This window comes from Pseudomonas sp. D3-27 (genome assembly GCF_051132165.1).
Lineage (GTDB): Bacteria > Pseudomonadota > Gammaproteobacteria > Pseudomonadales > Pseudomonadaceae > Aquipseudomonas.
In genome coordinates this window covers 4,840,935-4,851,424 of sequence record NZ_CP071667.1, presented here as the reverse complement: position 1 = coordinate 4,851,424, position 10,490 = coordinate 4,840,935, and the positions used below count along the sequence as shown (strand labels likewise).

Annotated in this window: 12 protein-coding genes; 8 read left to right on the top strand and 4 right to left on the bottom strand. The window is 60.9% G+C overall.

What is annotated here, in order from left to right:
* The first annotated feature begins 144 nt into the window (after window positions 1–144).
* Genes J3P92_RS21925 through J3P92_RS21915 form a run of 3 tightly spaced genes read left to right on the top strand, consistent with a single transcriptional unit; the run spans window position 145 to window position 2,493 of the window.
* Window positions 145–720, top strand: coding sequence for a YfiR family protein (locus J3P92_RS21925; RefSeq protein WP_434560807.1), 576 nt, complete (start codon window positions 145–147; stop codon window positions 718–720).
* The gene (locus tag J3P92_RS21920; RefSeq protein ID WP_420765645.1) at window positions 717–1,985 is read left to right on the top strand and encodes a diguanylate cyclase domain-containing protein; all 1,269 of its coding nucleotides are present in this window, start codon (window positions 717–719) and stop codon (window positions 1,983–1,985) included. Before J3P92_RS21925 ends, J3P92_RS21920 begins: the two co-directional genes overlap by 4 nt.
* A gap of 4 nt (window positions 1,986–1,989) precedes the next feature.
* The gene (locus J3P92_RS21915) at window positions 1,990–2,493 is read left to right on the top strand and encodes an OmpA family protein (RefSeq protein ID WP_420765644.1); all 504 of its coding nucleotides are present in this window, start codon (window positions 1,990–1,992) and stop codon (window positions 2,491–2,493) included.
* Here the strand turns inward: J3P92_RS21915 and J3P92_RS21910 are convergent.
* Window positions 2,490–3,437 carry a LysR family transcriptional regulator gene (locus J3P92_RS21910; protein ID WP_434564152.1) on the bottom strand — a complete coding sequence of 316 codons (948 nt, stop codon included), beginning with the start codon at window positions 3,435–3,437 and terminating at the stop codon, window positions 2,490–2,492. The two genes, J3P92_RS21915 and J3P92_RS21910, sit on opposite strands and share 4 nt — an antisense overlap.
* 141 nt (window positions 3,438–3,578) lie before the next feature.
* Between J3P92_RS21910 and J3P92_RS21905 the strand changes: the two genes are divergently transcribed.
* Together J3P92_RS21905 and mmsB are read left to right on the top strand one after the other, a co-directional pair.
* A complete protein-coding gene (locus tag J3P92_RS21905) occupies window positions 3,579–5,105 on the top strand; it encodes a CoA-acylating methylmalonate-semialdehyde dehydrogenase (RefSeq protein WP_434649029.1) in 1,527 nt (508 codons plus the stop codon).
* 10 nt (window positions 5,106–5,115) lie between these two features.
* Complete coding sequence (gene mmsB / locus J3P92_RS21900; RefSeq protein ID WP_434560805.1) at window positions 5,116–6,003, top strand: 3-hydroxyisobutyrate dehydrogenase; 888 nt, start codon at window positions 5,116–5,118, stop codon at window positions 6,001–6,003.
* A 119-nt stretch (window positions 6,004–6,122) separates the two neighbouring features.
* Here the strand turns inward: mmsB and J3P92_RS21895 are convergent, their stop codons facing one another.
* On the bottom strand, window positions 6,123–6,467 hold the full coding sequence (locus J3P92_RS21895; RefSeq protein ID WP_003177747.1) for a cupin domain-containing protein: 345 nt from the start codon (window positions 6,465–6,467) through the stop codon (window positions 6,123–6,125).
* Between the two features lie 98 nt (window positions 6,468–6,565).
* Window positions 6,566–7,447 carry a LysR family transcriptional regulator gene (locus J3P92_RS21890; protein ID WP_434649027.1) on the bottom strand — a complete coding sequence of 294 codons (882 nt, stop codon included), beginning with the start codon at window positions 7,445–7,447 and terminating at the stop codon, window positions 6,566–6,568.
* 212 nt (window positions 7,448–7,659) lie between these two features.
* On the opposite strand from J3P92_RS21890, the gene J3P92_RS21885 reads away from it, so the two are divergent.
* Entirely contained in the window at window positions 7,660–8,424 is a 765-nt protein-coding gene (locus J3P92_RS21885) for a sulfite exporter TauE/SafE family protein (protein ID WP_434560801.1), read from the top strand.
* Here J3P92_RS21885 and J3P92_RS21880 read toward each other — a convergent pair.
* On the bottom strand, window positions 8,414–8,728 hold the full coding sequence (locus tag J3P92_RS21880) for a putative quinol monooxygenase (RefSeq protein ID WP_420765639.1): 315 nt from the start codon (window positions 8,726–8,728) through the stop codon (window positions 8,414–8,416). The genes J3P92_RS21885 and J3P92_RS21880 overlap by 11 nt on opposite strands.
* A 198-nt stretch (window positions 8,729–8,926) precedes the next feature.
* Here J3P92_RS21880 and J3P92_RS21875 point away from each other — a divergent pair, with 198 nt between their 5' ends.
* Complete coding sequence (locus J3P92_RS21875; RefSeq protein WP_434649025.1) at window positions 8,927–9,517, top strand: NAD(P)H-dependent oxidoreductase; 591 nt, start codon at window positions 8,927–8,929, stop codon at window positions 9,515–9,517.
* Window positions 9,518–9,559: 42 nt separating this feature from the next.
* Window positions 9,560–10,486 carry a LysR substrate-binding domain-containing protein gene (locus J3P92_RS21870; protein WP_434560799.1) on the top strand — a complete coding sequence of 309 codons (927 nt, stop codon included), beginning with the start codon at window positions 9,560–9,562 and terminating at the stop codon, window positions 10,484–10,486.
* The last annotated feature ends 4 nt before the right edge of the window (window positions 10,487–10,490 follow it).

Genomic DNA, 10,490 nt, shown 5'->3' with positions numbered 1-10,490 from the left:
TGACGCAATGATCGGTTTTGGTGTGCCAGTGCGTTGCTTGCGCTAATGCCTGTTTTTTGTCGGAGCTCTTTGTAGGACACTGTCTCGCTGGCTTTTTGACACTGTGCTATCGTTCCGGCTCTTATCTACAACAAGAGATCATTCATGACTGCGGTGGGACGGGAGGCGGTGCGCAGCAAGGATTGCAGGCATTATTTGCTTGCCTTTCTTTTGTGGCTGCTGTCGCCTGCGGTCATTGCCCAGGACCCGCCGGCTGTTACTCGAGCCGACCAGCGAGCCGAGGCGGTCACCCAGGTTGTATTAGGCATTCTCAGTTATGCGCGGTGGCCGGTCGAGCCAACGCAACTGCAACTGTGTATCGTCGGCCCCACCCAATATACCGATGACCTCGTCAAAGGCACCACCCAGGCGACCGGTCGCCCCGTGACCGTGCAGCGTGTGCTGGCTGATTATCCGAGCATCACCGCTGACTGCAACGCCGTCTATATCGGCAATCTGAGCACTGCTGAACGCTCCCGTCTGTTTGCTTCGCTGATTGGCCAACCTGTGTTGAGCATCAGCGAGGGCGGGGATGAATGCACCGTGGGCAGTCTGTTTTGCCTGCGGGTCGGTGATGAGCAAGTGTCGTTCGAGGTCAATCTCGACTCGGTCGCCCGTAGTGGCGTGCGCATCCATCCCAGTGTCCTCCAACTATCACGCCGCAGGCCTGCCGCCCCATGAGTTCGTCAAAACCACGAATTCGTCCCACGTTGGGGTCGGTCATCGGTCGCGGTCATTTGATCGTCGCGCTGGTGGCGATCGCCATGGCCAGTGTTTCCCTTACATTGCTGGGCGTGCTTGCCTTGCGTGTCTACGCCGATCACAACCTGCACCTCATCGCCCGTTCGATCAACTACACCGTGGAAGCGGCAGTGGTGTTCGATGACGAGGCCGCCGCCACCGAAGCGCTGGCCTTGATCGCCACCACCGAAGAGGTGGCCGATGCGCAGGTATTCAACGAGCAGGGCCGCTTGTTAGCGCGCTGGCAGCGGCCGGAGACCGGACTTCTTTCAGAGCTGGAAATGCACATCGCCAAGGCGTTCCTGGAAAAACCCATCAGCCTTCCCATCGTCCACCAAGGGCAAAATATCGGCAGGATCCTGCTGGCGGGGCATGGCGGCAGTCTGTTGCGTTTTCTGCTCAGCGGCCTGGCGGGAATCATTGTGTGTACGGCGGTCAGTGCCTGGGTCGCGCTGTATCTGGCGCGACGTCAGTTGCGGGCGATCACTGGACCGTTGCGCAGCTTGGCTGAGGTCGCCCACGCCGCGCGCTGCGAGCGAGCCTTGGACCGAAGGGTTCCCCCGGCCGACATCGCCGAGCTGGATAACCTGGGAAATGACTTCAATGGATTGCTCGCTGAGCTCGAGTCCTGGCAGACCCACCTGCAAAGTGAAAACGAGACCTTGGCTCACCAGGCCAGCCACGACAGCCTGACCGGGTTGCCGAACCGGGCATTTTTCGAAGGTCGATTGATCCGCGCCTTGCGCAATGCCAGCAAGCTCGACGAGCAAGTGGCCGTCCTGTATCTGGACAGCGATCGCTTCAAAGGCATCAATGACAACTTCGGCCACGCCGCCGGCGACGCGGTGTTGACTGCCGTCGCGACCCGGGTGCGGGCTCAGTTACGAGAAGATGACCTTGTGGCACGCCTGGGCGGCGACGAATTCGCGGTGCTGCTGACGCCGTTGCACAAGATCGAGGATGCCGAGCGAATCGCCGAAAAAATCATCGCCAGCATGGAAATGCCGATCCAGTTGCCAGGTAACGCCTCGGTGTTGACCTCCCTCAGTATCGGCATTGCCGTTTACCCCGAGCATGGGGCAACGCCCGGTGCGCTGCTCAGCGCCGCCGATGCGGCGATGTACCAGGCCAAACGCCTCGCCCGAGGCGGTCAACACACGGCGGGTGCGGAGCACCCGGTCGCGGAACTTCAAACCAGGAGCTGAATGCATGCTTTCGAATGCTCGTTTTTCTCTGCTGCGGTTCGCAGCATTTTTATTGATCACCGTATTTACCCTCGCTGGGTGTCAGACCGCCCCGCAAAAGGGCCTGACCCCAGCGCAAATCGCCGTCCTCAAGGAGCAGGGTTTCAAGTTGACGGAGGAGGGCTGGGCCTTCGGCCTCTCAGGCAAAGTGCTGTTTGGCAGCGATGTGGAAACTCTCAATCCAGCCAGCACCGAAATTGTCGAGCGCATTGGCAAGGCGCTGCTGGGCGCGGGTATCGAGCGAGTTCGCATCGATGGTCACACCGACGCATCAGGCTCCCAAGCCTATAACGAACAACTGTCGATACGTCGGGCCGACAGCGTCGGTAAAGTATTGATCGGCGTGGGCATGCGCGAAGAGAACGTCCAGTCGCGCGGCCTCGGCAGCAGCCAGCCCGTCGCGTCCAATGACACCGCCAGCGGCCGCACCGAAAACCGCCGCGTTGCCATCGTGGTCATCGCCGATTAGTCGGCAAAAACCATCTCCCGGCTGTTGCCCATCAGCAATGGCCGGTTCTGCTCAGTCACATCCCTGATGTAGTCCCACAACAACGTAATCCGCTTGAGCTTCCTCAAGTCCTCCCGGCAGTACATCCAGAACTGCCGCGTAACGGTGATTTCGTCTGGCAGCACCGGCAACAGGCGTGAGTCCTGGGCCGCGAGGAAGCACGGCAGGATTGCCAGCGACCGACCTTGCTGCGCAGCGACGAACTGCGCGATCACGCTGGTGCTGCGCAGATGTGCGTGCGCGCCGGGCAAGACATTGGCCAGGTACAGCAGCTCGGAGCTGAATGCCAGGTCGTCGACATAACTGATGAACGAATGCTTGCCCAGATCCGCCGGATGGTGGATGGGCGGATGGTTGTCCAGGTAGTGCTGGGTTGCGTAGAGCTGCAGCCGGTAATCACACAGCTTGCAGCAGACATACGGGCCATGTTCAGGGCGCTCGAGGGCGATGACAATGTCGGCTTCGCGCTTGGAGAGGCTGATGAAGTGCGGCAGCGGCAGGATGTCCACTGAAATCGCCGGGTACGCATCGACGAAGTGGCTCAATTGCGGCGTGATGAAAAAGCTGCCGAAGCCTTCGGTGCAACCCATGCGCACATGGCCGGACAGCGCGACGCCGGAGCCAGACACCTGTTCGCAAGCCATGTGCAGCGTGCTTTCGATCGATTCGGCGTAGCCCAGCAACCGCTGGCCTTCGGCCGTCAGGACAAAACCGTTGGTCCGGGATTTTTCGAACAGCAGCGTACCCAATGAAGCTTCCAGCGAGCTGATGCGTCGCGACACGGTGGTGTAGTCGACCGCCAGGCGCTTGGCGGCTGTGCTGGCCTTGCGGGTACGGGCCACTTCGAGGAAAAACTTGAGGTCGTCCCAGTTCAGCGAACCGAGGGAGGTGATGTTTTTTTGCATGATGGACCGGTTTTTATGTGCGTTCTTATTAGAAGTTTGCACATCTATACTCCATAAACCGTCTCATCACCAAGCGTGCTCGTGCGTCTTGGTCTTAGCTGAACCAGCGCTCTCTATATAAGAACAATCCCGGAGGCCAGCATGAACGTTTCCCTCACGCCCAGCGACACTGCCCTGCATACCGTCAAACTGTTGATCGATGGCGAGTGGGTTGAATCCCGATCCAACGAATGGCACGACATCGTCAACCCGGCTACCCAACAGGTGCTGGCGAAGGTCCCGTTTGCCACGGCCTCGGAAGTCGATGCAGCCATCGCCGCTGCCCAGCGTGCCTTCCAGACCTGGAAACTGACGCCCATCGGTGCGCGGATGCGCATCATGCTCAAGCTCCAGGCCCTGATTCGCGAGCATTCCAAGCGCATCGCCGCGGTGCTGAGCGCCGAACAAGGCAAGACCATCGCGGATGCCGAAGGCGATATTTTCCGTGGCCTTGAAGTGGTCGAGCACGCTTGTTCCATCGGCACCCTGCAGATGGGCGAGTTCGCCGAGAACGTCGCCGGGGGCGTGGACACCTACACACTGCGCCAGCCGATCGGGGTATGCGCGGGAATCACGCCGTTCAACTTTCCGGCGATGATCCCGTTGTGGATGTTTCCGATGGCCATCGCCTGCGGCAATACATTCGTGCTCAAGCCGTCCGAACAGGATCCGTTGTCGACCATGCTGCTGGTGGAACTGGCCATCGAGGCCGGCGTACCGGCAGGCGTTCTCAATGTGGTGCACGGCGGCAAGGACGTAGTGGATGCGCTTTGTACCCACAAGGACATCAAGGCCGTTTCCTTCGTCGGCTCCACAGCGGTAGGCACCCACGTCTATGACTTGGCGGGCCGCCATGGCAAGCGCGTGCAATCGATGATGGGCGCGAAGAACCATGCGGTGGTGTTGCCCGATGCCAATCGCGAGCAAACCCTCAACGCCTTGGTCGGCGCCGGTTTCGGCGCGGCGGGCCAGCGTTGCATGGCCACCTCCGTCGTGGTGATGGTGGGCGCGGCCAAGCAATGGTTGCCGGAGCTGAAGGCGCTGGCGAAGAAGCTCAAGGTCAACGCAGGCAGCGAGCCGGGCACTGATGTCGGCCCGGTGATTTCCAAGCGAGCCAAGGCGCGGATCCTTGAATTGATCGAAAGCGGCGTGAAGGAAGGCGCGAAGCTGGAGCTCGACGGACGGGAAATCAGCGTGCCGGGTTTCGAGGAAGGTAACTTTGTCGGCCCGACCCTGTTTTCCGGCGTGACCACCGACATGCGCATCTACACCGAAGAAATCTTCGGCCCGGTGCTGGTGGTGCTGGAAGTCGACACCCTGGATCAGGCCATTGCCCTGGTCAACGCCAACCCATTCGGCAACGGCACCGGCCTGTTCACCCAGAGCGGAGCGGCGGCGCGCAAGTTCCAGAGCGAAATCGACGTTGGCCAAGTGGGCATCAACATTCCGATCCCGGTGCCGGTACCGTTCTTCAGCTTCACCGGTTCCCGTGGTTCGAAGCTTGGCGACCTTGGCCCTTACGGCAAACAGGTGGTGCAGTTCTACACTCAGACCAAGACCGTTACCGCGCGTTGGTTCGATGACGACAGCGTCAATGACGGTGTGAACACCACCATCAATCTGCGTTAAGGAGCCGGACATGAACATCGCATTTATCGGCCTGGGTAACATGGGCGCCCCCATGGCGCGCAACCTGCTCAAGGCCGGCCATTCGCTGAACCTGTTCGACCTGAACCAGACGGTGCTGGCCGAACTGGCGGCGTTGGGCGGCACGATCAGCGCCTCGCCCCGCGATGCGGCCCAGGGTGCGGCGCTGGTGATTACCATGCTGCCGGCCGCCGCCCATGTACGCAGTGTCTGGCTGGGTGAGGACGGCGTGCTTGCCGGCATCGCCGCTGGTACGCCGGCCGTTGATTGCAGCACCATCGATCCGCAGACCGCTCGTGACGTGGCGGCCGCCGCTGCGAAGCAAGGAGTGGCGATGGCCGATGCGCCCGTCTCGGGCGGTACTGGCGGCGCGGCGGCGGGCACGTTGACCTTCATGGTTGGCGCTACGGACGAGCTGTTCGCCACCCTGCAACCGGTGCTGGCGCAAATGGGCCGCAACATCGTGCACTGCGGCGAAGTCGGCACCGGGCAGATCGCCAAGATCTGCAACAACCTGCTGCTGGGGATTTCCATGGTGGGTGTCAGCGAGGCCATGGCGCTGGGCGATGCCTTGGGGATCGACACCCAGGTGCTGGCCGGCATTATCAACAGCTCGACCGGGCGGTGCTGGAGTTCGGATACCTACAACCCATGGCCGGGCGTGATCGAAACGGCACCAGCGGCGCGCGGTTATACCGGCGGTTTCGGCGCGGACTTGATGCTCAAGGACTTGGGCCTGGCCACCGAAGCCGCGCGCCAAGCCCGTCAGCCGGTGATATTGGGCGCGGTGGCGCAGCAGCTATATCAGGCGATGAGCCAGCGGGGCGAGGGCGGCCAGGATTTCTCGGCGATTGTTAACAGCTATCGCAAGCCGCAGTAAAACTTGAGGCGCTCTGAAGTTTTTGTGGCGAGGGGATAAATCACCTCGCCACAGGGTAGTGCATTCTGGAAGTTGTTTGCCGAGCGACCGCGTCGGGTGGTCTCTCGGCTTTTTTTATGTCAGGCAAACACGAAATACTTGCGCACGGTCTCGACCACTTCCCAAGTGCCTTTCATGCCCGGCTCGACGACAAAAATGTCACCGGCGCGCAGATGGATCGGCGCCATGCCGTCCGGGGTGATCACGCAATAGCCTTCCTGGAAATGGCAGTACTCCCACTTCACATAGTCCACACGCCATTTGCCGGGCGTGCAAATCCAGGTGCCCATGATCTTGCTGCCGTCTTCGCTGGTGTAAGCATTGAGGTTGACGGTGTGCGGATCGCCTTCGAGTTTTTCCCATTTGCAGGCATCGAGTACGGGCAGCGGATGGGTGTCGCGCAGGACGGTGATGGGGGCGGTCATGTGAGCTCCGAAAAGGGGCAAAAAAGAAGCTGCACCCTAGCGCGGAGCAGGACTGGGCAGATGCCTGTGCTCGACACCGGGCTGTCCAGAAGCGCGCATTATTCGGCCAAATGCTGAGCCAGGGCTTTGGCATAGGGCGGCAAACCTTCGAAGTTACGGGCGCAGAGCAGCAGCGCTCGTCGGGTCCAGGTCTCTTGCAACGGGACGCACCGATACGCGCGCTCGGACGGTCGCCGGTCGATGGCAGCCTTTGGCACGATAGCGATGCCAGCGCCGTGGGCCACCATGCGAATCACCCCATCGAAACTGTCGGCGCGAATGCGGATCTGCATGCGTGAGCCGATGTGCAGGGCCTGTTCTTCCAAGTGGATCGCCAAGGCGCTGGAGGCGTTCAGGCCGATATAGTCGTGATTGAGGGTCTCGCTGAAACGCACGGCTCGGCCGTCAGCCAGCGAATGTCCGGTCGGTAGGATCAATACCAGCGGGTCGTCGCGAAATGGCCAGGCCTGAAGGTCATCGGTGTTCACCGCGTCGGAAACGATACCCAGGTCCGCTGTGCCCTGGCGCAGCGCATGGGTGATCCGGGAGCTGGGCAACTCCTGCAGGTCGATGTCGAGATTGGGATGGGCCTTGAGAAAACCGGCGAGCAATTCGGGCAGGTACTCGGTCATGGCGCTGGTGTTGCAGAGCAGCCGCACCCGGCCTTTCGCGCCTCGGGCGTATTCGGCCAGATCCTGCTGGAGGCGTTCGGCATGTTGCAGCAGGATCCGCGCATGTTCGGCCAGCGCCTTGCCGGCCGGCGTCGGGGTGATGCCGCGTCGCCCGCGTTCAAGCAGGTCGATGCCCAGGGACGCCTCCATGGCACGGATTCGCGCACTGGCCGCAGCCAGGGACAAATGGCTGCGGGCCGCGCCGGCGGTGATGTTGCCAGCGTCGAGGACGTTCAGGTAGAGGCGCAGGTCGGTGAAGTCGAGGTGCATGGCCGGGGATCCTGTCTCAGTGTTGCGGTGCCGGTTTATCGTCATCGCGAGCAAGCTCGCTCCCACAGTTTCGAACGCAATCCCTTAGGGGAGCGAGCTTGCTCGCGATGGCGCCAGTAGCATCGCCAAAATTACCAGCCTCTTGCAGGAAGAGAGGCACCCTCAGTATATGGCACATTTCAAAACCAAGGCCCGGGGCGCACGATAGCCCTATGGACACACTCTTCGCTTTCTACCAGAACCTCGGCCCGGCCCTTTCCCTGCTGGTCATTGGCACCTTCCTGCTGGCCGGTACCGTCAAGGGGGTGATCGGTCTCGGCCTGCCGACCATCGCCATGGGCTTGCTCGGGCTGGCTATGGCCCCGATGCAGGCTGCAGCGCTGTTGATCATTCCGGCGACACTGACCAATGTCTGGCAGTTGACGTTTGGCGGGCATTTGCGCGCGCTCATACGGCGGCTGTGGCCGCTGCTGCTGGCGATTTTCATCGGCACCGGATTCGGTACGTTGTGGATCGGCATGGTGGGCGGGGCATGGGCAATAAAGGGACTGGGCGCCGCGCTGATGGTTTACGCGTTGAGCGGCTTGTTTCTACCGACGTTGCGGGTCGGTGTCGGGCAAGAAGGCTGGCTTGCTCCGCTTTGCGGCTTGCTCACCGGTGTGATCACTTCGGCCACTGGCGTGTTCGTGATTCCAGCGGTGCCTTATCTCCAGGCGTTGGGCTTGAACCGAGATGAGCTGGTCCAGGCCCTGGGCTTGTCATTTACCGTTTCAACATTGGCCTTGGCGGCCGGGCTGTTGTGGCGAGGCGCCTTGGGCGGCGGTGAGTTGAGCGCGTCGCTGCTGGCGCTGATACCGGCGTTGCTGGGGATGTGGCTGGGGCAATGGTTGCGCCAGCGGCTCAGCGCCGTGCTGTTCAAGCGGGTGTTTTTCATCGGCCTCGGTGTGCTCGGCGGCCATCTTTTGATCAGCGGTTAGCCGAAGAGGGGCTGAGCATGTCGACGCGACGAATCTCGAAGTCTCGTTCCAGGTAATCCATACGCTGTTCGAAAAATTGCTTCATATGCGGCAGGTTCGAGTGCACATCCAGATCGGCCTGGGATGCCCAGATTTCATAGAAGATGAACAACGTCGGGTCCTGCTGGTCCCGCAACATGTGGTACTCGATGCAGCCGGGCTCGGCCCGACTCGGTTCGACGTAAGCGCGGAACAAGGCTTCGAAGGCTTCGGCTTTTTCCGGTCGGGTCTTGGCATGCAGGATGAAACCGTGCAATTCACTCATCAGGGCTCGGGCTCCAGGTTTAAAGGACTGTAAGAGTTTAAGGCAACAATCGGGCAGCGATTCGTGCATATGGATCAAAACAGTTTTGCCGTTCGGGTGCTTATTCCACGCGAGTCTCATCGGTACTCTGCCGCCATCTTTTTAATCTTCCAGTGAGCGACGGCCCAGCGGCCACGCCTGGAATCGATGAGGCTTGCAATGAAAAAAGTCCTGTTGCTCAACGGCGGTAAGCAATTCGCCCATTCCGACGGTCGCTACAACGCCACCCTTCACGACACCGCGCTCAGCGTCCTGGACCGCGGCGGCCTTGATGTGAAAACCACCTTCATCGACGGTGGCTACGACATCAAGGAAGAAGTCGCCAAGTTTCTCTGGGCCGACGTAATCATTTATCAGATGCCCGGCTGGTGGATGGGCGCTCCGTGGACCGTAAAGAAATACATCGACGAAGTCTTTACCGAAGGCCACGGTAGCCTCTATGCCAATGACGGCCGGACTCGTTCCGATGCGTCGCAAAAATACGGCAGCGGTGGTTTGGTACAGGGCAAGCAATACATGTTGTCGCTGACCTGGAACGCCCCGCAGCAAGCCTTCGACGACCCGACGGACTTCTTCGAAGCCAAGGGCGTGGACGCGGTGTATTTCCCATTCCACAAGGCCAATCAATTCCTGGGCATGACCGCTCTGCCGACCTTCCTGTGCGTGGACGTGATGAAGCGCCCGAACATCGAAGAAGATGTGGCGCGGTATGAGCGGCATCTGATCGAGGTGTTCGGCCTTTCGCGGTAATCGGGCTACTATCGGGACTTGCCTGAAAGCGAGAGGACACCTGTGAAAGCCAGATCCGACGAGTTGCAGATCTTCGTCTGCGTGATCGAATGCGGGTCGATCTCCGCCGCCGCCGAGCAAGTCGGGCAGACACCCTCGGCGGTCAGTCGCACCTTGTCGCGCCTGGAAGCCAAGCTCGACACCACGTTGATCAACCGCACCACGCGGCGCATGGACCTGACTGAGGAGGGCAAGTACTTCTTCGAGCAGGCCAAGGGCATTCTCGACCAGATGGATGAGCTGGAAGAGCGATTGTCGTCTCGCCATAAGACCCCCGCCGGGCGCTTGCGGATCAACGCGGCATCGCCGTTCATGCTCCACGCCATCGTCCCCCACATCGAAGAGTTCCGCACGCTGTATCCGGATATCCAGCTGGAGCTCAACAGCAACGACTTGATCATCGATTTGCTCGAACAAAGCACGGACGTCGCCATTCGTATCGGTACGCTCACGGACTCGACGCTCCATGCCCGCTCACTGGGTTGCAGCCCGTTGCACATTCTTGCTAGTCCGGCTTACTTGAAGCGGCGGGGGACGCCCTCAAGCGTTGCCGAACTGGCGGAACATTCGCTTTTGGGGTTTGCCCAGAACGACGGGCTCAACCAGTGGCCACTGCGTCACATCCACGGCGATCGCTGGCCGATCCAGCCGGCCATCAGTGCGTCCAGCGGCGAAACGGTGCGTCACCTGGCGCTGCAAGGGCAGGGCATTGCCTGCCTCTCGGACTTCATGACCCGGGACGACATCCGCGCCGGTCGGCTCAAGGTGTTGCTCGCCGATGCCAACAGCGGTTATCGCCAGCCGATCAATGCGGTGTACTACCGCAACTCCCAACTGGCCCTGCGCATCCAGTGCTTCCTGGACTTCATCCAGGGCAAGCTCGCCGGGTACGCTTCGAGTCCCAAGAGAGCCGACCAGATCGTTAATTAAAGCG